The sequence below is a fragment of the Streptomyces sp. NPDC085946 genome (assembly GCF_044540485.1).
Taxonomy (GTDB): domain Bacteria; phylum Actinomycetota; class Actinomycetes; order Streptomycetales; family Streptomycetaceae; genus Streptomyces.
On record NZ_JBITSF010000007.1, the window covers coordinates 124151 to 147683 of the forward strand.

Below are 23533 nucleotides of genomic sequence, written 5' to 3' on the forward strand. Positions count from 1 at the left end.
CGGGGGCGGGGGGGGGCCGCGGCGCCGCCCCCCCCCGCCCCCGGGGCCCCCCCCCCCCCCCCCCCCCCCCCCCCCCCCGCCCGGCCCCCCCCCGGGGGGGGGGGGGCCCCACGGCGCCGTTCACCCGAACGTCGCCCGCTCCAGCCAGAACTCCAGCAGCGCCCGCTCGCCCCGCACCTCCAGCCCCGGCGCGTCCAGCGGCAGCCGCCGGTAGAAGGCGAGCAGGACGGAGGTGAGCGGGCCGCTCAGCACGACCGTCGCCCGCTCGTGGCCGCGGCGCCAGTCGATCCCCTCCTCGGTGAGGTCCACGATCCACTCGGCGTCCAGCCCGGGCGGGGTGCCGGTGGCGTGCAGGTGGATGCTGCGGCCGGGGCCGCGCAGCTCGCGCACCGCGTCGCCGGGCACCGTCCGCTGCACGAACCGCACGATCTCCAGCCACTCGTCGACCGCGTCGGCGGCCACCTCGGGCGCGACCTCGTACGGCAGCCCGGCAGCGAGCGTGGCGTCCGCGCGGTGCACGGTGACCTCGTGCGTCATCCGGCGCGCCCAGAACCCGGCCGTGCGGGTCCCGGCCCAGCTCCACACCGCCGCGTCGGGCCCGGCCTCCCGCAACGCCCTGTCGGCCGCCGCGGCGGACTCCGCCAGCCACGCGTCCAGCGCCGCGGCGTCGCCCCGGGCCCGCGGGCCGGCGTACCCCGGCACCCGTTCCTCGGGGATCTCCGCGACGGCCCGGGTGCGCACCAGCAACTCCGCCCAGCGCAGGGCACCGCCGACGTGCCGGACGAGGTCCTCCAGGGACCAGTCGGGGCAGGTCGGCACCGTGGCGGCCAGGTCGGCACCGGAGGTGACCAGAGCCCTCAACTGCCGTATCTGGTGGGCGGTCTCGTCGCAGTAGCGGTCGTGCGGGAGCAGCGTCATGCGGTCACCCTAGGAGTACGGGCCCGCCCGCGCTTCCCGGTTTTCGCCGGACGGGCCGGCGGGCGGGCACGACGCCCGGCGGGTCAGTCCAGCACGACCACGTCGTCCGCGTCGAACTCCACCCCGACCTCGTCCCCCACCTCGGGCGCCGCCCGCAGCGCGCAGGCGGCCTCCAGGCGCGGGGCGTCCTCGGGCTGGAGGTGGACGGCCACGTGGGTGCCCTTGAAGGTCCGGGCCGTCACCGTGCAGCGCAGCCCCGCGTCGGCGGCCACCAGGCGGACACCGGCGGGCCGGACCAGCAGCGTCCGCGCGCCCCGCAGGGCGTCCTGCGGCACCGGCACCTTGCCCCACGGTGTCAGCGCGACCCCGTCGCCGACCGCGGCCTCGACCACGTTGTCGAACCCCAGGAACCGGGCCACGAACGCGTCGGCCGGCCGCTGCCAGACCTCCAGCGGCGTACCGGACTGGGCGATCCGCCCGTCCCGCATCACCACGACCCGGTCGGCGAGCGCGAAGGCCTCGCCCTGGTCGTGCGTCACGGCCAGCACGGTCGTGCCGAGCCGGCCGAACAGCTCCCGCAACTCGACGACCAGGCGTTCCCGCAGCGACCGGTCGAGCTGGCCGAGCGGCTCGTCGAGCATCAGCAGCCGGGGGCTGGGCGCCAGCGCCCGGGCCAGCGCCACCCGCTGCTGCTCCCCGCCCGACAGGGCGGCGACAGCCCTCCCGGCGGCCCCCGGCAGCCCGACGAGATCCAGCAGCTCCCGTACCCGCTCGTCCTGTGCGCGCCGCGCGGCACCGTGCATCCGCAGCCCGAAGGCGACGTTCCCGCGCACGTCCCGCTGCGGGAACAGCTGGTGGTCCTGGAACATCAGCCCCACCCCGCGCCGGTGCGCGGGCACCCCCGCCTGGTCCCGTCCGTCCAGCAGCACCCGCCCGGCGTCCAGCGGCTGCAGCCCCGCCACCACCCGCAGCAGCGTCGACTTGCCGCTGCCGCTGGGCCCGAGCACGCACACCACCTCGTGCTCGGCGACCTCCAGGCCGACGGCGTCGAGCACGGCCCGCCCGCCGAAGCGGACGGTGGCGTCCCGCAGGCTCAGCAGCATCAGAACTCCCCGGTCCGGTCGGTCCGCAGCCGCTCCAGCACCAGCAGCGCCACCGCGCACACGATCATCAGAAGCGTGGACAGGGCCATCGCCTGCCCGTAGTTGAGCTCGCCCGGCCGCCCGAGCAGCCGCGCCACCGCCACCGGCAGCGTCGGGTTGTCGGGCCGCGCGATGAACACCGTCGCCCCGAACTCCCCGAGCGACACCGCGAAGGCGAACCCGGCCGCGATCAGCAGCGCCCGCCGCACCAGCGGCAGGTCGACCTCGCGCCACACCCGCCACGGCGACGCCCCGAGCACGGCCGCCGCCTCCCGCAGCCGGTGGTCCACCGCCCGCAGCACCGGCAGCATGGTCCGCACCACGAAGGGGACGCCGACCAGCGCCTGCGCGAGCGGCACCAGCATCCACGAACCGCGCAGGTCCAGCGGCGGTTCGTCCAGCGCGATCAGGAACCCGAAGCCGACGGTCACCGCCGACACCCCGAGCGGCAGCATCAGCAGCGCGTCGAAACCGCGCACGAACCGCCCCGCGCCCCGCCGGGTGAGCGCGACGGCGGCGAGCGAGCCGATCAGCACGGCGACGGCGGTGGCGGCGACGGCGTACCGCAGGGAGGTGCCGACGGCGTCGATCGGCGGGACGAGGAAGGTGCCGCCGTCCTCCCGGGTCAGCGCCCGGTAGTAGCCGAGGCCGGGCGCGTCCAGCGACCGCTGCACCAGCACCGCGAGCGGCAGCACGAGCAGGACGGCGACCGTGGCGAGCACCCCGGCCAGCAGCGCCCACTGTCCGGCCCCGCGCGGCCGGCGCGCGGTGACGGCGGCGTCCACCAGCCGCAGCGCGGTCTCCCGGCGCCGCACGGTCCAGGCGTGCACGGCCAGGATCACGCCCACCGCGGCGAACTGGACCATCGTCAGCACGGCCGCCGTGGACAGGTCGAAGATCTCGGACGTCTGCCGGTAGATCTCCACCTCCAGCGTCGAGAACGTCGGCCCGCCCAGGATCTGCACCACGCCGAAGGAGGTGAAGGTGAACAGGAAGACCATGAGCGCGGCGGCGGCCACGGCGGGCGCCAGGGCCGGCAGGGTGACCCCGCGCCAGGCCGCGAGCGGCGAGGCGCCGAGCATCCGCGCGGCCTCCTCCTGCCGCGGGTCGAGCTGCGCCCACAGGCCGCCGACCGTGCGGACGACGACCGCGTAGTTGAAGAAGACGTGCGCGAGCAGGATCGCCCACACGGTGGTGTCCAGCCGGACGCCCCACAACTCGTCCAGGAGTCCGCCGCGCCCGACGAGCGCGAGGAACGCCGTCCCCACCACGACCGTCGGCAGCACGAACGGCACGGTCACCACGGCCCGCAGCACCTGCTTGCCCGGGAAGTCCAAGCGCGCGAAGACGTACGCGCCGGGGAGCGCGACCAGCAGGGTGAGCGCGGTGGAGGCCAGCGCCTGCCAGGTGGTGAACCACAGCACGTGCCGGACGCCGGACTCCCCCAGCACCTCGGCGATCCGGCCGGGCTGCCAGGCCCCGTCCGCCTGCAGACCGCGCGCGACGATCGCGGCGACGGGATAGGCGAAGAAGACCGCGAAGAACGCGACGGGCACGGCCATCAGGCCGAACCGCGCCGCGCTCCCGCGCCGGTCCCGGCGGACGGCTACTTCAGTACGAGCGACGTCCACGACTTGACCCACTCGTCCCGCTTGTCGGCGATCTTCTCCGGGGCCAGGGTCTCGGGGTCGGCGGCCTGCGGTCCGTACTGCGTGAACTCCTCGGGCACCTCGGCGTCCTCGGTGACCGGGTAGACGAACATGTTGAGCGGCATGTCCTCCTGGAACCGCTTGCCGACCAGGAAGTCGAGGAGCGCCTTGCCGCCCTCGGCGTTCTTCGCGTTGCTCAGCAGCCCCGCGTACTCGACCTGCCGGAAGCAGGTGCCCTCGGCGACGCCGGTCGGGGCCGTGCCGGGCCTCGGGTCGGCGAAGACGACCTCGGCGGGCGGCGAGGAGGCGTACGACACGACCAGCGGCCGGTCGCCCTTGGCCTGCTTGCCACCGGCCGAGCCGGAGAACTCCTCGTTGTAGGCCTGCTCCCAGCCGTCGACGACCTTCACGCCGTTGGCCTTGAGCTTATTCCAGTAGTCCTGCCAGCCGTCGTCGCCGTACCGCGCGGCCGTGCCCAGCAGGAAGCCGAGGCCGGGCGAGGAGGTCGAGGCGTTCTCGGTGACGAGGAGGTCCTTGTACTCCGGCCGGACCAGGTCGTCGAAGCTCTTCGGCGGGTCGAGCTCGCGGTCGGCGAAGTACTTCTTGTCGTAGTTGACGCAGATGTCGCCGGTGTCGACGGGCGTGACCCGGTGCCGCTCCCCGTCGGCCCGGTACTCGGCCCTGATCCGGTCCGCGCCCTTCGCCTCGTAGGACTGGAACAGCCCGTTGTCGAGGGCGCGGGAGAGCAGGGTGTTGTCGACGCCGAAGAAGACGTCGCCCTGCGGGTTGTCCTTGGTCAGGATCGCCTTGTTGACGGCCGTCCCGGCGTCGCCGTCCTTGAGGACCCGGACCCGGTAGCCGGACTGCTTCTCGAAGGCGGCGACGACGTCCTTCGACACGGCCCACGAGTCGTGGCTGACCAGGGTGACCGTCCTGGAACCGCCGGACGGCTGTCCGTCGCCGTCGGACGACCCGCAGGCGGCCAGGCCGCCGACCAGGCCCAGACCGACGACCACGGCCGTGAACCGCTTCTTGGTGATGCCCACTGAATTCCTCCTGGGGTGACCAGGAAGAGACGCGGCCCTGCCCGGGACCCCTCGGAGGGGCCCCGGGCAGGGCGCAACAGCTCGAGTGATGACCGATCTCCCTACCCAGAATGACCTGGGCCAGGTTCGGAGGGTCTGCGGCCGGTGCCGCACTCTCAGCGCTGTGGCGCTCCCCTGTCGGAATATGCAGATGTTCTTACGCGGATTTTACGGTGGTCAGATTACCTCTCGGTCGCGGCGAGCTGACCACAGGCCCCGTCGATCTCCTGTCCACGGGTGTCCCGAACGGTCACCGGCACACCGTGGGCGGCGACGGCCTCCACGAACGCCTTCTCGTCCTCGGGCCGGGACGCGGTCCACTTCGACCCGGGCGTCGGGTTCAGCGGGATGAGGTTGACGTGCACCGGCCTGCCCTTGAGCAGCCGGCCGAGCCGGTCACCGCGCCACGCCTGGTCGTTGATGTCCCGGATCAGCGCGTACTCGATGGACAGCCGCCGGCCCGACTTCGCCGTGTACTCGAACCCGGCGTCGAGGACCTCGCGCACCTTCCAGCGGGTGTTCACGGGGACGAGGGTGTCGCGCAGCTCGTCGTCGGGCGCGTGCAGGGAGATGGCGAGGCGGCACTTGAAGCCCTCGTCGGCGAACCGGTGGATCGCCGGGACGAGACCGACGGTCGACACGGTGATCCCGCGCTGCGACAGGCCCAGCCCGTCGGGCTCCGGGTCGGTCAGCCGCCGGATGGCGCCCACCACCCGGTTGTAGTTGGCGAGCGGCTCGCCCATGCCCATGAAGACGATGTTGCTCAGCCGCGCGGGCCCGCCGGGGACCTCGCCGTCCCTCAGCGCCCGCATGCCGTCCACGATCTGGTGCACGATCTCGGCGGTGGACAGGTTGCGGTCCAGGCCCGCCTGCCCGGTGGCGCAGAACGGGCAGTTCATCCCGCACCCGGCCTGCGAGCTGATGCACATGGTCACCCGGTCCGGGTAGCGCATCAGCACCGACTCGACGAGCGTCCCGTCGAACAGCCGCCACAGCGTCTTGCGCGTGGTGCCCTGGTCGGTCGACAGGTGCCGCACGACGGTCATCAGCTCCGGCAGCAGCGCCTCCTGGAGCCTGCCGCGGGAGCCGGCGGGGATGTCCGTCCACTGCTCCGGGTCGTGCGCGTACCGCGCGAAGTAGTGCTGCGAGAGCTGCTTGGCACGGAACGGCTTCTCCCCGACCGCGGCCACCGCCTCCTTGCGCTCGGCGGGCGTGAGGTCGGCGAGGTGCCGCGGCGGCTTCTTGGCTCCGCGCGGGGCGACGAAAGTGAGTTCTCCGGGCTTGGGCATGGTGCTACCAGTGTCGCAGATCGACTCTGGTAGCCCAGGCCAGAGCGGGGTGGGGGTGGTCACCCGTGGGTGCCGACTGTCAGCGTTGGTCGGCCTCGGACGGCCCAGGGACGGCCCAGGACTCAATCAGCCGACGCCGTAGGTGCCCAGGTGCCGGCGCCCACGGCCCGTCATTCCACCTGGGCAGGAGCGACCGGGAGCTGTTCCCTGTACGGCCATGTGAAGGTGCGGTCGGGTTCGAGATGGGCGTCACCCCAGTGAATGGCATGGATGCCGTTCTCGGCGTCAGCCGTGAAGAACACACAGACGAGCCTGATGGAAGCTCCCAGCTCCTCGAACGCTTCGTGCAGCCCCAGGTACTCCTCGGTCACCAGATCCTCATCGACGTCGAAGAGACCCTCCGGAGGCTGCGGCCCGTGCGCCCGAAACAGCCGCTGCCGTGTAGGAGACGCATTGGCCGGCAACCGGGCCCGATCCGGTGACCTGGGCCTGTCCGCGTAGCGGAAGGGGAAGAGCGCGTGATCGTTGATCACGGCGTACTCGTATCCGCGCACGTCTCGTACGGCTTCCCCCAGCTCACGAGCCGTCTCCGCCAGGTGCTCGCGCACAAGGCCCGCCAGGGCAACCCCATACGGACTCCGCTTCTTAAGCCCCGCAGCAAGGTGCGCAGCATGAGCCTTCGCGTGCGCCTTGGCCAGCTGCACCGGAACCGCAGCAGCAAGCGCGCCGGCATGCCGCCCAAACCTCTCGACGGCCCAGGCCGACGGTCCTACCGGATAGCCACCCAACACCGACATACAGTGCTCCCCTCCCCAGGTCCCGCCTCTGACCTGTGTGACAGGTGCACGAAGGGCACACAAGGGGGCGATCTGGCCAGGACGCGGCCGAACGCCAGCGTTGATCATCACTGAGCGCCCTTCCAGGAACCAGGACGGCCCGGGAAGGTGTTCGCACGTACGTACCGGCACAGCAGTTCGGTCTTCTTTCGCTACCAGGAGGTTCGGCACTCAGTGCCAATATTTCCAATCGCCCAGCACGCCGCCAATCCCAGCTATAACATCACCCTTCAAACTCAGTGAGGGGTGCCACTTGATTCTGCGCGAGTTTTTGTACGTAGACACCGACAAGGTGCGGGCAATGCTGGCTCAGCTTGAGGGGGGCGTTGCAGAAGAAGAGCGAGAAACGAGTACGCAAGAGAAGAGATCGACGGTCGGACCGCGAAGCTTCGCCCAGCATCTCCAAGTAACCGGTAGCGAGAGGTACACCCAGAAATCTCTCGGCGATGCTCTTTTCCCGATGCTGGAAGATGCATTGGAGTCCGAAGGCGTACTCAAGGACATTTCCGAGGAGGCAGCCGATCCGCTTCAGTGGAGCTCAGGGACCATCAAAACGATTGCCCCACCCGGTTCCCTTATTCGCATCACCGCTATGGGATCTCTCTTCGATACCCGATACGCCGCCAGCGTTTTTTCAGCCTTTGCCTCCGTTGCACTCGGCCTTCAAGGCATGGGCGTGGGCTTGTCTACCAATGCTGGCCAGGCAGCCCCCGGCAAGGGGAAAGGCAGAGGCGGGCAGCAGGGTCCAAAGCCACCGAGGTCTGGTCAGGCGCAGACAGATCGACAGCTAGAGGACCTGATCCCCGACTTCAAGGGAGTTGGGGGGATTGATGGTGATTCACTTCGTTCTATTATCCGCATGTCGCGAGGAATCTTCGCCCCGGGTCTGCACATCAATCTCTCACCTGTCGACTCGGGGGACGTACTAATCGGCTCCCGCCTGCAGGAAGGGCGACAGTATCTGGACACGGAAGCCGATATCCTCTTCGCGCGATACGGGACAGAGCCGCAGGAGTGGACACTCGTGGGCAGCGTGGGAAGCTACGGCCCCGAAGATACGACAGTGCCCGACTTTGATTTCTTTGGCTCGAATGGAGCCGTGAACAGAGTTCGGTTTGCAGACAATATTAATGGCCTCATGAAAAACTTGGGAGGGATGGGATTCATCGACCTCCCTCAGTATCCTGGATTCTCCTTGATTCCATTTGCTGTTTACCGAGCTATTCCACGCTTTTCCAACCTCGTCGCGGTGCGTGAGTAGAAGGTCGGCGGAGCGGCTTTGGGCTGGAGCTGCTTTGGGGCGAGTGATCTTGGCCCCGTAAGCTGATGGCGAGTCGGGCAGTCTGTGGACCTGCCCGTTAAAGCACGACGTTGGGGCCAAGATCTTAGAGGCTCGCCCCAAAGTGGCTGCCTAAAGCCGTGGAGCCGACCGCCCCAGCCACAGAGGGTGTCGCCCCGCTTCATGCCCGCAGCCGCCGAGCGCGCCGCCTGGCGCGGCCAGCCGGGGCGAAGACAGGAGGCGGGCCGCGCCGTAGAGGCGGCGCGCGCCCGCGCCGTGCGCGGGCCTTGATGAAGTAGGGAAAGTCTTACCGCGCCTGATCAATGCGCCTCGATCGTGGCCTGTCGGCTCGCTGCTCGGCTCGGCTACCGTTCCATCCATGCCTTCTGCACTGGACACGCCCCAGGGAGCGGCCAAACTCGCTGAGTCCCTGCTTCCTCCACTCGGGAACCGCTGGCTGCACACTCAGGCCGTGGCTGCTCGGGCTCGCGAAGCTTCCGCGGCTGTGTCCGAGGTGGACCGGGATCTCCTCATCTCTGCTGCCTGGCTGCATGACATCGGTTACGCGCCCGAGCTGCGTGACACCGGGTTCCATCCCCTCGACGGGGCTCGGCATCTGGAATCACTGGGTGCGCCGGCGCGCCTGGTGCAGCTGGTCGCTCATCACTCCGGCGCCGTGTACGAGGCCGAGCAGCGCGGACTCTCGGCCGAGCTGGCCGTCTACCAGCGGGAGGATTCGCCAGTCCTGGACGCTCTGATCTTCGCTGACATGACGACCGGCCCCGCCGGACAGGCCTTCGACTTCGATACCCGGATCGACGAGATCTTGGTCCGCTATAAGCCGGGCTCCGAGGTCCACAACGCGATCAGCAAGGCGCGGCCATACCTCGGTGCGGCTGTCGAGCGGACACGTACCCGCCTCGGCCTCGGCTCCTGATCGCTTGGTCAGTGGGAGTGGCCGTGCTTGTGCAGCGCTGCACTGGCGCGGAACCGCAGGCGTCCACAGCGCTCCTTCTCCTCATCGGATGCGTCCGTGGGGCAGCAGCAGTGGCGAGCCAGCCATCGCAGGTCGTCCGGGTCTAGCCACAGGGGCACTCTGCCCTTGGCGGCCTCCATCGACGGGTCGGTCTCATTCATGGCTGGACCCTACCGAGGGCATCAGCCGATGTAGGGCTCTGCCCGGTCGGCCAAGCCATGCTCGATCCGCATGCGCATCGACGGGTGGATGTTCAGCTCGTCCAGCTTGCTCGGGTCGACGAAGGCCACTTCCTTGCTCTCGCTGCTCGTCCGCAACTCGCCGCCGGTGATGCGGGCATGGAAGCAGATGGAGAACTGCTGGCGGACTTCGCCGTCGTCGTACGCCATGACGTGGCCGGGGTTGGTGTAGATGCCGACGAGGCCCGTCACCTCCACGTCGAAGCCGGTCTCTTCCTTCGTCTCACGTACCGCTGCGTCCGGGGCCGACTCGCCCAGGTCGATGCCGCCGCCGGGCAGGGCCCAGAGGTCGTTGTCGGTCTTGTGGATCAGCAGGACTTCCCCGGCCTCGTTGCGAGCGACGGCGGTCACGGAGGGGACGAGGCTGTTCGCCTTCGGGGCGTTGGGATCGTTGAAGTAGTCGATACGGGCCATGCGTTCAGCGTTGCACGTTCGGGGCCTGTCACGCCCTCCGGCCCCGCTCCCAGGCGTAGTCGAAGCTCCGCATGTAGTGCCGGAAGGTCCGCGCTCCGGGGAGGTACCGGAAGTGCATCACCGGGTTCTGGCCGGCGGGAGCTCCGAGGACGTGTGGGTTCACGAGAACGTCCTCGTCGAACCGGTAGATCGAGTTGTAGAGGATCGTATCGTGCAGCCGGATCTCGACGCCTGCCGTCGACATGGCGGGCTCAAGGTAGCGGCGAGTGATCCGGGCGCGTGCGGCCAGGTCACCGCCGATGCCCTCCTCCTCGCCACGCTGGCGAACCGCTTCGGAGTCGGGGTCACCGAGCAGGATGCGGACCTGGGCGCCGGCCTTCGCCTTCTCGGCCAGCTGGTCGGGCAGGTCCGGGTGGTTGTCGAAGAGGAAGAGCCCGGCGTACACGAGGATGTCGACCTGGTCCGTCGCCTTCTCGATGAGGGATGACCAGAGCGGCGCCGGCACCGCGCCACGGTGCGGGTAGTACGTGATCAGCTCGGACGTGCTGGCCTTCTCCGCCTGCTTCTCCACTGACGGCCAGAGATAGACCTCGTCGACGCCGAGGAAGCTCGCCGCCTTCCAGCGGTGCCCGCGGTGCGGGGTGCGGCTGGTCGTGATCCACCGCTCGACGCTCTTGGGATCCACTCCGACGTGCTCGGCAACGGACTGGATCGTCTCGCCCTTCCCTGAAATCGCCGCGCGCAGACGCTCGTTCGTCATGACGTGCCCTTCACCAGGACCACTGGGGACGTTTTGACGGTAGCTCAGACGTCCCTAAACGTCCATACGGACGGTGATGCGTCCAACCCCTTCCACGGTCTCCTGATCTCACCGACGGAGAGTCGGCCAACGCCTGAGATCAGCAGGAGACAAGACGATGCGTCAGATCCCCGTAGACACCTCCAACGCCACCGTGATGGTCGCCAAGGCCCCGCAGCCCAAGGTCAAGGACCGCCGCACCGGTGAGATCGCCACCGACAAGGACGGCGTCACCCTGATGGTCGTGGAAGTCATGTTCTCCACGCCCGACGAGGTCGAGATCCTCAAGCTCACCGTCCCGCAGCCCGGCGTCTCCGAGGACCTGGCCATGGGGACTCCCGTGGTTCTGACCGGCTTGGTCGCCTCGGCGTGGGAGAACGAGTTCAACGGCCAGAAGCGGCACGGCATCGCCTTCCGCGCGGTCGCGGTCACCTCGCTGGCCGCTGCGGGTTCGGCCTCGAAGGCGGCCTGAGCCGTGACGTGGCTGGCTGTCGCTCTGGTGCTGGTCGTCGCCGCTGCGGGTCTCCTGCGGTGGCGGCGCCCCGCCTGGTACTGGCTGACCTTCGGGGCCACCTTCGCAGTCCTGCGGGTCCTGGTCCGCTACGGCTCGGTCATGGACGCCTGCGGCCTGACAGTCCCGGCCTCCCGCTGGCGCCTGACCCTGGCCCGGATGACCAACCGGCCCGTACCCGGCCCGCGAGCCCCGCGCATCCTGCGGGTGCGGATAACCCGGACCGGAATGGTGCTGCGGCTCAAGCTCCGTCCCGGTCAGGACGCCTTCGACGTTGCGGCCTCGTGCGACCGGTTGCGGCACTCGTTCGCCATGTACGGCGTCACCTCCCGTGAGCTGCGCTCGGGCGTGGTGGAACTGCGGATGACCGGCTACGACGTGCTCAAGCGGGTGCAGATGCCCGCGCACGTCGACACCCGTCCGATGCGGGTCCCGGTCGCCTTGCGTGAGGACGGCGCCGTGCACTACCGCGACTACCGGGCCGTGCCACACGCCCTGACTCTCGGCGCCACAGAGTCCGGCAAGTCCGTCTACCAGCGCAACCTCGTCGCCGCGCTCACGCCGCAACGGGTCGCGCTGGTCGGCATCGACTGCAAGCAAGGCGTCGAACTGTTTCCGCTGGCACGTCGGTTCTCCGCGCTCGCCGATAACCCGGACGCCGCCGCCGACCTCCTCGATGCGCTGGTGGCCCACATGCAGGACGTGTATCAACTCATCCGGGCCGAGCAGCGGATCACCGCCGACGTGCCGGATGCGGAGATCGCCGCCGACATCTGGGACCTGCCCGAAGACCTGCGGCCGGTGCCGGTGGTGGTCCTGATCGATGAGGTCGCCGAACTCGCCCTCTACGCGTCCAAGGAGGAGGAGAAGCGCCGGGACCGGATCATCACCGCCCTGGTCCGCCTCGCTCAGCTCGGCCGCGCGGCCGGCATCTACCTGGAGATCTGCGGACAGCGCTTCGGCTCCGAACTCGGCAAGGGCATCACCATGCTCCGCGCCCAGCTCACCGGCCGCACCGCCCACCGCGTCAACGACGAATCCTCCGCGAATATGGCCCTCGGCGACATCGCCCCGGACGCCGTCCTCGCCGCGATTCAGATCCCCACCGACACCCCCGGCGTCGCCATCACCGGCGACTCGACCGGCGGCTGGGCCCGCATCCGCGCCCCTCACACCTCGCTACGGCAGGCCGTGAACATCTGCAACCGGCACGCCGACCTGACCCCGGACCTTCCCGCCCTGGCCCCGTTCAGGCCCGCGCTCGGCACCCTCACACCGGTTCCGGCCCCGGCTGTCGAGTTCGCCCCGGCCGCTGCCTGAGCCACACGACCTGATCGGTCGGCGCGACCGATCTTCGCGCCAAGTCCCTACCCCTGCCATGCCAGAAACCGGAGGTGAACCCGTGGACACCCGCGAGGACTTCAACCGCACGGTGCAGCTGCTCAGCGCCCTGGCCCTGTACGCCCATACCTTCGGCGCTGACCGCGCCTTCATCGAGGCCATCGGTCCGTCCCTGGCTGTCTCCCTCCCCGAACCCCCGCCCGGCGTCTTCCCGCCCGGCTACGACCCCATCGACGGCCCCCAGTACCCGGGAGGGCGGCCGTGATGGCCCGCCTCCGCGTCGACGCCGTCCTGGTCCAGGCCGTCATCGCCGGGGCGCTGTCCTTCGCGCACCTGCACGACCTCGCCGCCGCTGCCGGACAGGACGGCTGGAAGGCCTGGGCCTACCCGGTCTCGGTCGACCTGCTCCTGGTCGCCGCCTGGCGACGGCTGCGTACGGACGGGCCGTCCCGGCTCGCCTGGTGCTGGTTCCTCATCTCCCTGGTCGCCTCGCTCGGCGCGAACGTCGCCACCGCCGGACTCCTCGACCTGGACGACGTTCCGGCCTGGCTGCGCATCCTCGTCGCCGCCTGGCCCGCCCTGGCCTTCATGGGCGGCACCCTCCTCGCCCACTCACCCAATCGGCAGGAGCCGGAAGCGCCAGCACCCTCCGCCCCGGACCCGGAGCATGAGCCCGAACCGGTCACCGCTGCTGAGCCGGACCCGGAACCTCAAGCCGTAGCGGTCCCGGCGGCCGAGGAAACCCCGGCGCTGCCCACCGCGAAGCCCCGTCCGGTGGTGCCGGTCCCGGCCGCGCTGGTCGACCACGCCCGCAAGGTCGCCGCCGACCACCAGCAGCGCACCGGCTCCCGGATCGACACCGACACCCTCCGCGCCCGCCTCGGCGTCCCGCCCCAGCTCGCGGACGCCATCGCCGCCCAGCTCACCTGACCCGAGAGGAGACCCCGTCATGCCCGCCCGCGACTTCTTCCACTCCGTGATGCGGATCGGCCCGGTGCAGATCGGCACCCACCGCGACCGCAACGGCACCACCAAGCACGCCGCCGTGTGCAGCTCTGACGGCTGCGGCTGGTCCGCCGACTACTCCAGCCAGTCCGCCGCCCAGCTCGCCGCCCGCACCCACCGCTGCAAGGTCCGCTAGGAGGCCACCCCATGGATGTCCCCCTCTGGTTCGCCCTGGTCGTCGTCGGCTGGCTCGGCGTCAAGCTCATCCGCCCGCCGCTCTGGCTGGTCCTGGTGCTGCTGCTCGGCGGCTACCTCCTCGCCGACAGCCTCCTGTCCCCGGTCATCGACACCGCCGTCAAGTAAGGAGACCCGCTCATGTTCCGGCCCAAGCTCCCGATCATGCCCCAGCCCACCGGCACGGTCACCCCTCCCACCGTGGTGGAGCCGACCACCATCACCCCGGGCACCTCGGTTTCGCCGCCCACCCCGGCCCCGGTCGCTGGCCCCGCTCGGCCCACGGTCCAGCTCACCCCCGGCACCGCGCTCGCCCTGGCCGGCGGCGGCAGCGCCGTGGTCCTGGTCGTCGGCGCCGTCCTGGTCTCCATGCTCCTGGCCGTCGCCATCACCGCCGCCTCGGTCGCCGTCTGCGCCGTCGTCCTGCGCTCGCTGCTGGCCTCCCAGCACCGCCGCTGACCGGTCCCGGTGGCGACGCACAAGCCACCAAGCACGCCGCCGCCTTCCGGGACCCATACCTCGCCAACCGCCTTCACCGAAGGGAACGCTCATGGACCTGCAGATAGCCGCCGCCCTGGTGCCGTTACTGGGCTGGGCCGTGCACGGGGGCTTCCTCACCCACCGGCTCGCCGCCGCCCGCCGTGACCCGCTGACCGGTCTGCACACCCGCGCCGGATGGACCGCCCGCGCCGAACACTGCATCCGCCGGCACCCGGCCACCGCCGTCCTCCTGGTCGACCTCGACCACTTCAAGGCCCTCAACGACACCCACGGCCACGCCGTCGGGGACGCCGCGCTCATCGCCACCGCCGACCGCCTGCGCACCTGGTGCGGCCGTCACGGCACCGCCGGACGCCTGGGCGGGGACGAGTTCGTCGCCGTCGTCCAGGACCTGGCCGCCGTCGACCTCGACGCGCTCACCGCCGCACTCCACCGGCCGCTGCCCTACAACGGCGTTTCGCTGCCGCTGGCCGCGTCGGTCGGCGTCTGCCGCCTCGCTGAGCTGCCGGTGCCGCTGCTGACCGATGCCCTCGCCGCCGCCGACGCGGCCATGTACGCGGCCAAGGGCCGTGGTCGCCGGGGCTCACGCCTCTCTCGCTGACCGGCCGCCGGGTGGCGCACAAGCCGCCAAGCACGCCGCCACCCGGGGCCGTTCCTTCCAACCGCAATCGAAAGGAACCACCATCATGACCCAGCACACCCCGCCCGCGTCGCGTATCTGCCCGGCCTGCGACGGCTTCGCCTCCGTCGCCGTCACCATCGGCGGCCGTGACCTGCGCGGGCACCTGCGCACCATCACCGCTCACTGCCCGGTCTGCCATGGCACCGGTACCGTCACCGCCCGCCGCGTCCGGGAGGGCGCTGGTGCCTGAGACGCTGCTCGACCCGACCACCCTCAGCGACCTGCTGAGGGTGGCTTCGGCCGTCGACTACCACCGTTGGGAAGAACAGATACGCCGCACCGGTGGCTGCGCCGACCCCATCCACCTGACCGGCTGGGTCGTGCACAAGGACAAGACCACAGGCGAGACCCTGCACCACTACTCCACCGAGGGCGAGCCGGGCGGCCGTCTCCGCCTCGCCTGCGGCAACCGGCGTGCCTCCCGCTGCCCCTCCTGTGCCTGGACCTACGCGGGCGACACCTACCACCTCATCCGCGCGGGCCTCGCCGGTGACGACCGCCGCGACATCCCCGCCGCCGTCCGGGATCACCCCCGGGTCTTCGTCACCCTCACCGCACCCTCGTTCGGCCCGGTCCACAACCGCCCCGATCGCGGCGTCTGCCGCTGCGGCACTCGCCACGCTCCCGACGCCCCGGAGCTGGGCACCGCCCTCAACCCGGACACCTACGACTACGCGGGCGCGGTGCTGTTCAACAACCACGCCGGACAGCTCTGGCAGCGCTTCACCAACCGGCTCCGCCGCGAGATCGCCGCTCGCGCCGGCCTCACCCAGCGCGAGCTGAAAGAGCGTGCCCGGTTGTCGTACGGCAAAGTCGCCGAGTTCCAGAAGCGTGGGGCCTTGCACTTCCATGCCGTAATCCGACTCGACGGACCGGACGGCCCGGACACTCCTCCCCCGGCCTGGGCGACCGTCGACATGCTCGCCGACGCGATCCGTGCAACTGCGGCGCACTCCTACACCTCGGTCTCCGTCCCGGCCGCCGAGGACCAACCGGCCCGCACCTTCCGCTGGGGCCCCCAGCTCGACATCCGCCCCGTGAAGGCGTTCGGAGACGGTTCCGACATCACCGAGCAGGCTGTCGCCTCCTACGTCGCCAAGTACGCGACCAAAGCGGCCGAGAGCACCGGCACCCTGGACCGCCGCATCGGCGAGCCGGCCGAGCTCGACCGCCACCAGGTCCCCGAGCACACCCGCCGCCTGATCGAAGCCTGCAAGACCCTCGACCCGCTCTACCCGGACCGACGGCTGTGGGCCTGGGCTCACATGCTCGGCTTCCGCGGCCACTTCTCCTCGAAGTCCCGCCGCTACTCGACCACGCTCAGCGAACTCCGCCAGACACGCGCCGAGTACCGGGCCGCCCAGGAGCGCGCCGCCCTCGGCCTCGAGGACGCCGAGCCGGACACCGTCCTGGTCCTCGCTGACTGGCAGTACGCCGGACACGGCCACACCCCCGGTGAATCCGTCCTCGCCGCCACCATCGCCCGCGACCTCCAGCTCAACCGCGAAACCGCTCGCGAAGCCCTGCGCGACCAACTCGCCGACGAAAGGGAGTGCTGACCATGGCCTCAGACCTGCCGAACCGGTTTCTGACCCCTGAGGACCTGGTCGAGATGTTCGAGCTGCCCAGCGTCGAAACCGTCTATCAGTGGCGCCGCAAGCGCACCGGTCCCCGCGGCTTCCGCGTCGGCCGGCACCTCCGCTTCGACCCGACCGACGTGCGTGCCTGGGTGGACTCACAGATCGGTGAGGCTGCCTGATGGCGGGGCACATCCAAGACCGCTGGTACAAGACAGAGACTGGCCCGGACGGCAAGCCCGTCAAGGTCAAGACTGACCGATACGGCGCTGGCATGCGTTACCGCGCTCGGTACATCGGCCCTGACGGCACCGAGAAGTCCAAGAGCTTCCCGGACCGACAGAAGCGCCTCGCCGAGCAGTGGCTCACGGACATCGCGTCGGACATGTCGCGCGGTCGGTACATCGACCCGCGTGCCGCTCGGATCACCTTCAAGAGCTACGCCGAGAAGTGGCTCAAGACGCACGGCATCGACCCGGCCAGTCAGGTCGTCGTCGAGCAGCGGTTACGCCTGCACGCGTTTCGCCTGATCGGCTCCCGGCCGCTGGACTCGTTCCGCCCGGAGCACATTCGTGCGCTGGTGAGCGCGCTGGAGAATGACCCGGCCGTGAGCAGCGGCTATGCGCGGAACATCTACGGCGACGTACGGGCCGTCCTCAGTGCGGCGGTCGACGACGGGCTGTTGCCCCGTAACCCGTGCTCCGCGAAGTCCGTTCGTCCGCCGGCCGCCGAGCAACGCCGGGTTGTGCCGTGGCTGCCTGCTCAGGTCCGGGCGGTCCGCGCGGCTCTCCCCCAGCGCTACCGGCCCATGGTGGACGTGGGTGCCGGGTGCGGACTTCGTCAAGGGGAGATCGTAGGGCTGGCTGAGGATGCGCTCGACTTCGACGGCGGCATCATCCGGGTCGTCCGGCAGGTGAAGCTGATCCGGGGGAAGGCCGTGTTCGCTCCTCCGAAGTGCAACAAGGAGCGGGACGTACCCTTGCCGCCCTCGGTGGCCGAGTCCCTGCGAGCCCACATGGACACCTTCAAGCCGGTCGAGATCACCTTGCCCTGGCGCAAGCCGGACGGCCCGAAGGTGTCGGCCCGCCTCCTGTTCACGAACACCGCGAGCGGACTCGTCTGGCGCAGCAACTTCAACATCCAGGAGTGGAAGCCCGCCCTCGCGTCGGCCGGATTGATCGCGGAAGCCGGGGAGGACGGTAAGCACCAGTCCGCTCGCGAGCACGGCATGCACGCGCTGCGGCACTTCTACGCCTCGGTCCTGCTGGACGCCGGCGAGAGCATCAAGGCCGTGAGCGAGTACCTGGGGCACTCCGACCCTGGGCTAACACTGCGGGTGTACGCGCACCTGATGCCGTCGAGTCAGGAACGGACTCGAAAAGCCGTCGATGGCGTCCTATACATCGACGACGGCCAGGCCTTCTCCTGCCATCGTGGTCACCGAACTTAGGGATTCTCGCCCCGGCCCCTCCACTGATCCGATTTACTAAGCGCGGGCACTGGTTTCGACACTCCCTGTGTCCAGCGGGTGATACGTAGTGCCCGCTGGATGGAGGAAGAACGACGTGATGAACCTACGGCGCCGAGTTGCGGCACTGTGGTCAACGGGTGTCGACCAGGTCAGGAGAAGGCTCGCGCCCGTACGTGCCAGCAAAAGCTACGGCCGTGCGAAGCGGATGGCCTGGGACGTGCTCGTGGCGATGGTTGCCGCCATCACCACGGCACACCTGACCGGGCTTCTACACGGCCGGTAGCTCACCGGGGTCCCCGAGGCATGGCCAGCGGAGGGGACCCCACTCACGTTCGAGGCCGCTGTGCAGGACGCAACTTTGGCCCCACCCCTACGCATCTCAAGATGTGTTGGTGGTACTACCCTAGCGACACCCACGAAAGTTCGTGACTGGTTCGCAAATCTCGTGTCTCATCAAAGTTCCGAGATCTAAGTCGACGGAAACTTTTCAAGGTGGTACCACCCAAACTTTGCGGGACCATGCGCAGTGGTCAGCGACTCGTCTCAGCACGTAGTTCGCCGAAGTCTGCGGTAGCCGACCAGTTAACCGAGATCGCGAACGTCAGCGGTCTACAAGGTCAGACGGCCCAGAGACGGCCCAGTGACCTGAACCAGGCCCCCTATCTGCACCAAACGCGCTGGTGGGGGGCTTGTTGCTGCCCGCTCGCTGCCAGTTCTCCGGGCTTGGGCATGGTTCTTCCAGTGTCGCAGATCGTTCCCGGTGCCCCGGTCCCCGTCCACGACGGCGACGAGCCCCCGCCCGGTGAGGGGCGGGGGCTCGTCGCGACGGGTCCGGCTCGGCCGGCGCCCGCGGGAAGTACGGCGCGGTTCAGCCGGAGCCCACGAAGAGCACGAGCAGCAGCCACACCACCGGAGCGGTCGGCAGCAGGGAGTCCAGCCGGTCCATGATCCCGCCGTGCCCCGGCAGCAGCGTGCCCATGTCCTTGATGCCCAGGTCCCGCTTGATCATGGACTCGCCGAGGTCGCCCAGCGTGGCGCTGGCCGCGACCGCGAGACCCAGCAGCAGGCCCTGCCACCAGGCGCCGCCCTCGATCAGGAACTGCATGCACAGCGCGCCGGCCGCCATCGCGAACGCCACCGCGCCGAGCAGCCCCTCACGGGTCTTGCCGGGGCTGATGCGCGGGGCGAGCTTGCGCCGGCCGAAGCGCCAGCCGACGGCGTACGCGCCCGTGTCGCTGACCACGGTCAGCAGCAGGAACGTCAGCACCCGCCACGGCCCGTCGTCGGCCGCCAGCATCATCGTGACGAAGGTCGCCAGGAACGGCACGTAGAACGCCGCGAAGACGCCCGCGGTGACGTCCCTGAGGTAGTCGGCGGGCGGTTCGGTCATCCGCCAGACCAGCACGGCCAGCGCGGTGAGCGCCATGGCGACCCACGCCCCCTCGGCGCCCCGCACGTACCCGGCGACGACCATCGCGGCACCGCCGAGCGCCAGCGGCACCAGGGGCGCGCGGATGCCCTTGCGCTCCTCCAGCCGCTTGGTCAGCTCCCACAGGCCGACGACGACCGCGACCGCGACCACGCCGACGAACACGGCCTTGATGACGAACAGCGACGCGACGATGACGGCGCCGAGTCCGACGCCGACCCCTATCGCGGCACTCAGGTCGCGCCCCGCGCTCTTCTTCTGCGGCTGCGGTGCCGGCTGCGGGGCGTCGGCCATGGGCTCCGGATCCTGCTTCTGCGGCACCTCCCCGTAGGGGTGGGCCTGTGCCGTCTGGTCGCGGAACGTCTCGTCCCGGAACAGCGGGCCGCTCAGCCGAGCGGCCCCCCGGTCGTCATCCTGGTCTCCGCCGTGATCGGGTACGTCGGGTACGACGGGCATGGGGCGAGTGTGCTGCGCGTCACGCGCATCGTACGCGGGACCCGCCGGGGCAGGTCCCTGATCGGTGGGCCCCCAGTACCCGGTGTGTGGCGGCGCGCCCCAGGAAGAGTCGTTCATCAGACCTCGAGCAGCTCCGCTTCCTTGTGCTTCAGGAGCTCGTCCACCTGGGCGACGTACTTCGCGGTGGTGTCGTCGAGCTCCTTCTCCGCACGGCGGCCCTCGTCCTCGCCGACCTCGCCGTCCTTGATCAGCTTGTCGATGGCGTCCTTGGCCTTGCGGCGCACGGAGCGGATGGAGACCTTGGCGTCCTCACCCTTGCCCTTGGCGACCTTGATGTACTCGCGGCGGCGCTCCTCGGTCAGCTCGGGGAACACCACCCGGATGATGTTGCCGTCGTTGCTCGGGTTGACGCCCAGGTCGGAGTCGCGGATGGCCTGCTCGATGTTGCGCAGCGCGCTCTTGTCGAACGGGGTCACCACGGCCATGCGCGGCTCGGGCACCGAGAACGAGGCCAGCTGGTTGATCGGGGTCGGCGCGCCGTAGTAGTCGGCCACGATCTTGTTGAACATCGCCGGGTGCGCACGGCCGGTGCGGATCGCGGCGAAGTCCTCCTTGGCGACCACGACGGCCTTCTCCATCTTCTCCTCGGCCTCGAGGAGGGTCTCTTCGATCACCACTTGCTCCTGCGTGTCTTGAGTAGGCCCGGCTGCGGTTCCTCGTCGGGGCGGCGGCCGGCTGCGTCGCGTCTTCTTCCTGCACGGTTCACGACCGGCAGGTCATTGTCCATCCCCCGGCCCGGCTCCGTCCCGTCCGTCCCCCGGACAGGTGGCGTGCGGCGGACCGGCGTCGTGCGGACCCTGGGCCGGCCGGTCAGTCCCGGCTGCCCTGGTCACCCACCAGCGTGCCGATCTTCTCACCCTTGACGGCACGCGCGATATTGCCCTCGGCCAGAAGCTCGAAGACGACGATCGGGAGCCTGTTGTCGCGGCACAGCGTGATCGCCGTGGCGTCGGCGACCCGCAGGTCGCGCGTGATGACCTCGCCGTAGCCGAGGTGGTCGAACTTCACCGCGTCGGGGTTGGTCTTCGGGTCGGAGTCGTAGACCCCGTCGACACCGTTCTTCCCCATCAGCAGCGCCTCGGCGTCGATCTCCAGGGCGCGCTGGGCGGCGGTGGTGTCGGTGGAGAAGTACGGCATGCCCATACCGGCGCCGAAGATGACCACGCGGCCCTTCTCCAAGTGCCGCACGGCGCGCAGCGGGATGTACGGCTCGGCGACCTGCCCCATGGTGATGGCGGTCTGCACGCGGCAGTCCACGCCCTCCTTCTCCAGGAAGTCCTGGAGGGCGAGGCAGTTCATCACGGTGCCGAGCATGCCCATGTAGTCGGAGCGGGCCCGGTCCATGCCGCGCAGCTGGAGCTCCGCACCACGGAAGAAGTTGCCGCCGCCGATGACGATGGCGATCTGCGCGCCGTCGCGGACCACGGCCGCGATCTCGCGCGCGATGGCGTGCACCACGTCCGGGTCGACACCCAGACCCCCGCCGCCGGAGAAGGCCTCTCCGGACAGCTTCAGCAGAAACCGGCCGGGTACTTTGCCGTCGTCGCTCTTCTGGCCCTTGGTGGTCATGGGGGATCCCGCCTCTTTCACGTGTTGCACATACGAGGAAGGCCATTGCCGACGGGGCGTGTTTCGCATCCCATACGGCAATGGCCTCCTCGTCAGATCTGCTGTCGTCGGGCACGCGCGCGTGCGTGACCGGGTACCCGGACGACTGCTTTCGACCCTATCGGGGTCGCGCGCCCGTCGGGTACGGACTCAGATGCCGACCTTGATGCGCGCGAAGCGCTTCAGGGTGACACCGGCCTCGTCCAGGATCTTCTGGACCGACTTCTTGTTGTCGAGCGCGTAGGGCTGGCCGAGCAGCGTGGCGTCCTTGAAGAAGCCGTTGAGGCGACCCTCGACGATCTTCGGCAGGGCGGCCTCGGGCTTGCCCTCGGCGCGGGTGGTCTCCTCGGCGATGCGGCGCTCGGCCTCGACGACGTCGGCCGGCACGTCCTCCTTGGAGAGGTACTTCGGCGCGAAGGCGGCGATGTGCTGGGCGATGCCCTTGGCGACGTCGGCGTTCGGCTTGTCCAGCTCGACGAGGACACCGATCTGCGGGGGCAGGTCGGGCATCGTGCGGTGCATGTACGCCGTGACGAAGCCGTCGGCGAACTGCGCGAAGCGGTCCAGGACGATCTTCTCGCCGAGGTTGGCGTTGGCCTCGTCCACGAACGCCTGGACGGTCTTGCCGGGCTCGATCTCGGAGGCGAGCAGGGCCTCGATGTCGGCCGGGGCGGTCTTGGCGACGTGCTCGGCGATGGTCCTGGCGACGGCCTGGAACTTGTCGCCCTTGGCGACGAAGTCCGTCTCGCACTTGAGCTCGACGAGGACACCGGAGGAGTTGTCGTCGGCGATGATCGAGACGACGGCACCGTTCTCGGCGGAGCGGCCCTCGCGCTTGGCGACGCCCTTCTGGCCCTTGATGCGGAGCGCCTCGACGGCCTTCTCGACGTTGCCCTCGGCCTCGTCCAGCGCCTTCTTGCAGTCCATCATGCCGGCGCCCGTGAGCTCGCGGAGCTTCTTGACGTCGGCGGCGGTGTAGTTCGCCATGAGTCTGTGAATCTTTCTCGAAGTCTGGAAGATCGAAGATCTGCGGGGTGCGGCCTCCATGGGGACGGAGGCCGCTGTCCTGCCGCCGACCTACGGGTGAACGGCGGGAACGGATCTCATGTCACCGTTCCCGCCGTCAACGGCTTGCGCCGGCAGGTCAGGCCTGCTCGCCCTCGGCGGCCTTCTCGTCCTCGGCGGGGGCGGCCTCGGCAGCCGGAGCCTCGGCAGCCGGAGCCTCCGCGGCCGGAGCGGCCTCCTCGGAGTCCGCCTTCTTCTCGCCCTCGAGCAGGTCGCGCTCCCACTCGGCGAGCGGCTCGCCCGCGGCCTTGTCACCCTTGCCGGCCTCGGCGACACCGGAACGGGCCATCAGGCCCTCGGCGACGGCGTCGGCGATCACGCGGGTGAGCAGGGTGACGGAGCGGATCGCGTCGTCGTTGCCCGGGATCTTGTAGTCGACCTCGTCGGGGTCGCAGTTGGTGTCGAGGATGGCGACGACCGGGATGTTGAGCTTCCGGGCCTCGCCGACCGCGATGTGCTCCTTCTTGGTGTCCACGATCCAGACGGCGCTGGGCACCTTCTGCATCTCGCGGATACCGCCGAGGGTCTTCTCCAGCTTGGCCTTCTCACGCGAGAGGACCAGGAGCTCCTTCTTGGTCAGACCGGAGGACGCGACGTCCTCGAAGTCGATCTGCTCCAGCTCCTTGAGGCGCTGCAGACGCTTGTAGACGGTCGAGAAGTTGGTGAGCATGCCGCCCAGCCAGCGCTGGTTGACGTAGGGCATGCCGACGCGGGTGGCCTGCTCGGCGATGGCCTCCTGCGCCTGCTTCTTCGTGCCGACGAACATGACCGTGCCGCCGTGGGCGACGGTCTCCTTGACGAACTCGTAGGCGCGGTCGATGTACGACAGCGACTGGAGCAGGTCGATGATGTAGATGCCGTTGCGCTCGGTGAAGATGAAGCGCTTCATCTTCGGGTTCCAACGGCGGGTCTGGTGACCGAAGTGGACGCCGCTCTCCAGCAGCTCCCGCATCGTGACGACGGCCATGGCCGTACTCTCCTCGTATTTCCCGGTTGTGCCGCGGATGCCGGACGGCTTCCGCGCCTG

General features: G+C 69.8%; 27 protein-coding genes and 1 riboswitch. Of the genes, 14 read left to right on the forward strand and 13 right to left on the reverse strand.

The window, feature by feature from the left end; translation table 11 throughout:
- Positions 1-120: 120 nt before the first annotated feature.
- The 6 genes from ACIF8T_RS16410 to ACIF8T_RS16435 all read right to left on the reverse strand — a co-directional run bounded on the left by ACIF8T_RS16410 (position 121) and on the right by ACIF8T_RS16435 (position 6880).
- Complete coding sequence (locus tag ACIF8T_RS16410) at positions 121-918, reverse strand: maleylpyruvate isomerase family mycothiol-dependent enzyme (RefSeq protein WP_400035523.1); 798 nt, start codon at positions 916-918, stop codon at positions 121-123.
- Positions 919-1001: 83 nt separating this feature from the next.
- Entirely contained in the window at positions 1002-2021 is a 1020-nt protein-coding gene (locus ACIF8T_RS16415; RefSeq protein WP_400035525.1) for an ABC transporter ATP-binding protein, read from the reverse strand.
- Positions 2021-3622: an ABC transporter permease gene (locus ACIF8T_RS16420; RefSeq protein ID WP_400035861.1), complete on the reverse strand. Its 1602-nt coding sequence runs from the start codon at positions 3620-3622 to the stop codon at positions 2021-2023. The genes ACIF8T_RS16415 and ACIF8T_RS16420 overlap by 1 nt, the downstream gene beginning before the upstream one ends.
- Before the next feature lie 44 nt (positions 3623-3666).
- The gene (locus ACIF8T_RS16425; RefSeq protein ID WP_400035527.1) at positions 3667-4755 is read right to left on the reverse strand and encodes a thiamine ABC transporter substrate binding subunit; all 1089 of its coding nucleotides are present in this window, start codon (positions 4753-4755) and stop codon (positions 3667-3669) included.
- Between the two features lie 80 nt (positions 4756-4835).
- A riboswitch (TPP riboswitch) is annotated at positions 4836-4941 on the reverse strand.
- Positions 4942-4976: 35 nt separating this feature from the next.
- Positions 4977-6083 carry a 23S rRNA (adenine(2503)-C(2))-methyltransferase RlmN gene (gene rlmN / locus ACIF8T_RS16430; protein WP_400035529.1) on the reverse strand — a complete coding sequence of 369 codons (1107 nt, stop codon included), beginning with the start codon at positions 6081-6083 and terminating at the stop codon, positions 4977-4979.
- A 170-nt stretch (positions 6084-6253) separates the two neighbouring features.
- Positions 6254-6880: a hypothetical protein gene (locus ACIF8T_RS16435; protein WP_400035531.1), complete on the reverse strand. Its 627-nt coding sequence runs from the start codon at positions 6878-6880 to the stop codon at positions 6254-6256.
- Positions 6881-7172: 292 nt separating this feature from the next.
- On the opposite strand from ACIF8T_RS16435, the gene ACIF8T_RS16440 reads away from it, so the two are divergent.
- Both ACIF8T_RS16440 and ACIF8T_RS16445 read left to right on the forward strand, forming a co-directional pair.
- Entirely contained in the window at positions 7173-8180 is a 1008-nt protein-coding gene (locus tag ACIF8T_RS16440; protein WP_400035533.1) for a hypothetical protein, read from the forward strand.
- Positions 8181-8577: 397 nt separating this feature from the next.
- Positions 8578-9135 carry an HDIG domain-containing metalloprotein gene (locus tag ACIF8T_RS16445; protein WP_400035535.1) on the forward strand — a complete coding sequence of 186 codons (558 nt, stop codon included), beginning with the start codon at positions 8578-8580 and terminating at the stop codon, positions 9133-9135.
- Between the two features lie 221 nt (positions 9136-9356).
- On the opposite strand, the gene ACIF8T_RS16450 is transcribed toward ACIF8T_RS16445, so the two are convergent.
- Both ACIF8T_RS16450 and ACIF8T_RS16455 read right to left on the reverse strand, forming a co-directional pair.
- Entirely contained in the window at positions 9357-9827 is a 471-nt protein-coding gene (locus ACIF8T_RS16450; protein WP_400035537.1) for an NUDIX hydrolase, read from the reverse strand.
- A 28-nt stretch (positions 9828-9855) separates the two neighbouring features.
- Positions 9856-10587, reverse strand: coding sequence for an XRE family transcriptional regulator (locus ACIF8T_RS16455; RefSeq protein ID WP_400035539.1), 732 nt, complete (start codon positions 10585-10587; stop codon positions 9856-9858).
- A 157-nt stretch (positions 10588-10744) separates the two neighbouring features.
- Here ACIF8T_RS16455 and ACIF8T_RS16460 point away from each other — a divergent pair, with 157 nt between their 5' ends.
- The 12 genes from ACIF8T_RS16460 (at position 10745) to ACIF8T_RS16515 (ending at position 17867) form a co-directional block, all read left to right on the forward strand.
- Positions 10745-11098 carry a hypothetical protein gene (locus ACIF8T_RS16460; protein ID WP_400035540.1) on the forward strand — a complete coding sequence of 118 codons (354 nt, stop codon included), beginning with the start codon at positions 10745-10747 and terminating at the stop codon, positions 11096-11098.
- A gap of 3 nt (positions 11099-11101) precedes the next feature.
- On the forward strand, positions 11102-12457 hold the full coding sequence (locus ACIF8T_RS16465; protein WP_400035542.1) for an FtsK/SpoIIIE domain-containing protein: 1356 nt from the start codon (positions 11102-11104) through the stop codon (positions 12455-12457).
- Positions 12458-12539: 82 nt separating this feature from the next.
- Positions 12540-12743 (forward strand): hypothetical protein, encoded by a 204-nt coding sequence (locus ACIF8T_RS16470; protein ID WP_400035544.1) that lies wholly within the window; start codon positions 12540-12542, stop codon positions 12741-12743.
- On the forward strand, positions 12743-13408 hold the full coding sequence (locus tag ACIF8T_RS16475; protein WP_400035545.1) for a DUF2637 domain-containing protein: 666 nt from the start codon (positions 12743-12745) through the stop codon (positions 13406-13408). Before ACIF8T_RS16470 ends, ACIF8T_RS16475 begins: the two co-directional genes overlap by 1 nt.
- A 19-nt stretch (positions 13409-13427) precedes the next feature.
- Positions 13428-13619: a mobile element transfer protein gene (locus ACIF8T_RS16480; protein ID WP_030767843.1), complete on the forward strand. Its 192-nt coding sequence runs from the start codon at positions 13428-13430 to the stop codon at positions 13617-13619.
- Between the two features lie 11 nt (positions 13620-13630).
- On the forward strand, positions 13631-13786 hold the full coding sequence (locus ACIF8T_RS16485; RefSeq protein ID WP_106412442.1) for a hypothetical protein: 156 nt from the start codon (positions 13631-13633) through the stop codon (positions 13784-13786).
- A gap of 12 nt (positions 13787-13798) precedes the next feature.
- A complete protein-coding gene (locus tag ACIF8T_RS16490) occupies positions 13799-14116 on the forward strand; it encodes a SpdD-like protein (protein ID WP_400035547.1) in 318 nt (105 codons plus the stop codon).
- A gap of 91 nt (positions 14117-14207) precedes the next feature.
- Positions 14208-14759, forward strand: coding sequence for a GGDEF domain-containing protein (locus ACIF8T_RS16495; RefSeq protein WP_400035549.1), 552 nt, complete (start codon positions 14208-14210; stop codon positions 14757-14759).
- An 85-nt stretch (positions 14760-14844) separates the two neighbouring features.
- Positions 14845-15030: a hypothetical protein gene (locus tag ACIF8T_RS16500; protein ID WP_102637910.1), complete on the forward strand. Its 186-nt coding sequence runs from the start codon at positions 14845-14847 to the stop codon at positions 15028-15030.
- Positions 15023-16399: a replication initiator protein RepSA gene (gene repSA / locus ACIF8T_RS16505; RefSeq protein ID WP_400035551.1), complete on the forward strand. Its 1377-nt coding sequence runs from the start codon at positions 15023-15025 to the stop codon at positions 16397-16399. The genes ACIF8T_RS16500 and repSA overlap by 8 nt, the downstream gene beginning before the upstream one ends.
- A 2-nt stretch (positions 16400-16401) precedes the next feature.
- A complete protein-coding gene (locus ACIF8T_RS16510) occupies positions 16402-16599 on the forward strand; it encodes an AlpA family transcriptional regulator (RefSeq protein WP_176128829.1) in 198 nt (65 codons plus the stop codon).
- Entirely contained in the window at positions 16599-17867 is a 1269-nt protein-coding gene (locus ACIF8T_RS16515; protein ID WP_400035553.1) for a tyrosine-type recombinase/integrase, read from the forward strand. The genes ACIF8T_RS16510 and ACIF8T_RS16515 overlap by 1 nt, the downstream gene beginning before the upstream one ends.
- Positions 17868-18756: 889 nt before the next feature.
- Here the strand turns inward: ACIF8T_RS16515 and ACIF8T_RS16520 are convergent.
- The 5 genes from ACIF8T_RS16520 to rpsB all read right to left on the reverse strand — a co-directional run bounded on the left by ACIF8T_RS16520 (position 18757) and on the right by rpsB (position 23473).
- On the reverse strand, positions 18757-19890 hold the full coding sequence (locus ACIF8T_RS16520) for a phosphatidate cytidylyltransferase (RefSeq protein ID WP_400035555.1): 1134 nt from the start codon (positions 19888-19890) through the stop codon (positions 18757-18759).
- Entirely contained in the window at positions 19890-20447 is a 558-nt protein-coding gene (frr, locus tag ACIF8T_RS16525) for a ribosome recycling factor (protein WP_014675285.1), read from the reverse strand. The genes ACIF8T_RS16520 and frr overlap by 1 nt, the downstream gene beginning before the upstream one ends.
- A gap of 196 nt (positions 20448-20643) precedes the next feature.
- Positions 20644-21402, reverse strand: a complete 759-nt coding sequence (pyrH, locus tag ACIF8T_RS16530; protein ID WP_400035557.1) for a UMP kinase — start codon at positions 21400-21402, stop codon at positions 20644-20646.
- A gap of 189 nt (positions 21403-21591) precedes the next feature.
- Positions 21592-22428, reverse strand: coding sequence for a translation elongation factor Ts (tsf, locus tag ACIF8T_RS16535; RefSeq protein ID WP_400035559.1), 837 nt, complete (start codon positions 22426-22428; stop codon positions 21592-21594).
- 157 nt (positions 22429-22585) lie between these two features.
- Positions 22586-23473: a 30S ribosomal protein S2 gene (gene rpsB / locus ACIF8T_RS16540; protein ID WP_400035561.1), complete on the reverse strand. Its 888-nt coding sequence runs from the start codon at positions 23471-23473 to the stop codon at positions 22586-22588.
- Positions 23474-23533: the final 60 nt, after the last annotated feature.

Bases quoted from the DNA above. Each gene is read 5' to 3' on its own strand.
- rpsB (WP_400035561.1), bottom strand. From the start codon at position 23,473: ATGGCCGTCGTCACGATGCGGGAGCTGCTGGAGAGCGGCGTCCACTTC.
- ACIF8T_RS16520 (WP_400035555.1), bottom strand. From the start codon at position 19,890: ATGAACGACTCTTCCTGGGGCGCGCCGCCACACACCGGGTACTGGGGG.
- ACIF8T_RS16485 (WP_106412442.1), top strand. From the start codon at position 13,631: ATGGATGTCCCCCTCTGGTTCGCCCTGGTCGTCGTCGGCTGGCTCGGC.
- ACIF8T_RS16510 (WP_176128829.1), top strand. From the start codon at position 16,402: ATGGCCTCAGACCTGCCGAACCGGTTTCTGACCCCTGAGGACCTGGTC.
- rlmN (WP_400035529.1), bottom strand. From the start codon at position 6,083: ATGCCCAAGCCCGGAGAACTCACTTTCGTCGCCCCGCGCGGAGCCAAG.
- ACIF8T_RS16500 (WP_102637910.1), top strand. From the start codon at position 14,845: ATGACCCAGCACACCCCGCCCGCGTCGCGTATCTGCCCGGCCTGCGAC.
- ACIF8T_RS16455 (WP_400035539.1), bottom strand. From the start codon at position 10,587: ATGACGAACGAGCGTCTGCGCGCGGCGATTTCAGGGAAGGGCGAGACG.
- ACIF8T_RS16460 (WP_400035540.1), top strand. From the start codon at position 10,745: ATGCGTCAGATCCCCGTAGACACCTCCAACGCCACCGTGATGGTCGCC.
- ACIF8T_RS16480 (WP_030767843.1), top strand. From the start codon at position 13,428: ATGCCCGCCCGCGACTTCTTCCACTCCGTGATGCGGATCGGCCCGGTG.
- ACIF8T_RS16515 (WP_400035553.1), top strand. From the start codon at position 16,599: ATGGCGGGGCACATCCAAGACCGCTGGTACAAGACAGAGACTGGCCCG.
- ACIF8T_RS16490 (WP_400035547.1), top strand. From the start codon at position 13,799: ATGTTCCGGCCCAAGCTCCCGATCATGCCCCAGCCCACCGGCACGGTC.
- ACIF8T_RS16415 (WP_400035525.1), bottom strand. From the start codon at position 2,021: ATGCTGCTGAGCCTGCGGGACGCCACCGTCCGCTTCGGCGGGCGGGCC.
- ACIF8T_RS16495 (WP_400035549.1), top strand. From the start codon at position 14,208: ATGGACCTGCAGATAGCCGCCGCCCTGGTGCCGTTACTGGGCTGGGCC.
- tsf (WP_400035559.1), bottom strand. From the start codon at position 22,428: ATGGCGAACTACACCGCCGCCGACGTCAAGAAGCTCCGCGAGCTCACG.
- ACIF8T_RS16445 (WP_400035535.1), top strand. From the start codon at position 8,578: ATGCCTTCTGCACTGGACACGCCCCAGGGAGCGGCCAAACTCGCTGAG.
- pyrH (WP_400035557.1), bottom strand. From the start codon at position 21,402: ATGACCACCAAGGGCCAGAAGAGCGACGACGGCAAAGTACCCGGCCGG.
- ACIF8T_RS16410 (WP_400035523.1), bottom strand. From the start codon at position 918: ATGACGCTGCTCCCGCACGACCGCTACTGCGACGAGACCGCCCACCAG.
- ACIF8T_RS16450 (WP_400035537.1), bottom strand. From the start codon at position 9,827: ATGGCCCGTATCGACTACTTCAACGATCCCAACGCCCCGAAGGCGAAC.
- ACIF8T_RS16420 (WP_400035861.1), bottom strand. From the start codon at position 3,622: ATGGCCGTGCCCGTCGCGTTCTTCGCGGTCTTCTTCGCCTATCCCGTC.
- ACIF8T_RS16435 (WP_400035531.1), bottom strand. From the start codon at position 6,880: ATGTCGGTGTTGGGTGGCTATCCGGTAGGACCGTCGGCCTGGGCCGTC.
- ACIF8T_RS16475 (WP_400035545.1), top strand. From the start codon at position 12,743: ATGGCCCGCCTCCGCGTCGACGCCGTCCTGGTCCAGGCCGTCATCGCC.